Below are 434 nucleotides of genomic sequence, written 5' to 3'. Positions count from 1 at the left end.
CAGGCATGTTTGCCGCTATAATTAGCGGCAACAACACCCCTCCCGCTACCCGTAAGATCAGCGCCCTGCGAGGGGTTACTCTTTTTTGGGGGAGTGTGAAGTGATTCCTCCATTCAAAATTCCCTTCGCTAAGCAACCCAGATCTTTTGCGGATCAAGTTCAGATATTACAATCTCATGGGTTGAATATTCCAGATCAGACCAAAGCTGAATTCTATCTTTCGCAGCTTAACTATTACCGTCTAGCCGCCTACTGTTTGCCCTTCGAGCAAAACCATGCCACCCATCAGGTGATTCCAGGTACATCGTTCGATGATGTGTTGAATCTTTATATCTTTGATCGAGAGCTACGATTGCTGTTGATGGATGCCATCGAGCGTGTCGAAGTTTCACTGAGGACACAAATGGCTTACCACCTCAGCCACCGCCATAACA

General features: G+C 47.2%; 1 protein-coding gene. It reads left to right on the top strand.

Annotation, left to right across the window (positions count from 1 at the left end; translation table 11 throughout):
• Positions 1-100 precede the first annotated feature (100 nt).
• Positions 101-434 (top strand): Abi family protein (locus tag QWI17_RS18135; RefSeq protein ID WP_302723939.1); only part of this gene is annotated, 334 nt, incomplete at its 3' end.

Origin of the sequence: Gilvimarinus gilvus, assembly GCF_030518155.1 — a bacterium.
In the GTDB taxonomy this organism is placed as follows: Bacteria; Pseudomonadota; Gammaproteobacteria; order Pseudomonadales; family Cellvibrionaceae; genus Gilvimarinus; species Gilvimarinus gilvus.
Note: the sequence above shows the minus strand (reverse complement) of the source record. Positions and strands in the feature narration are given on the sequence as shown.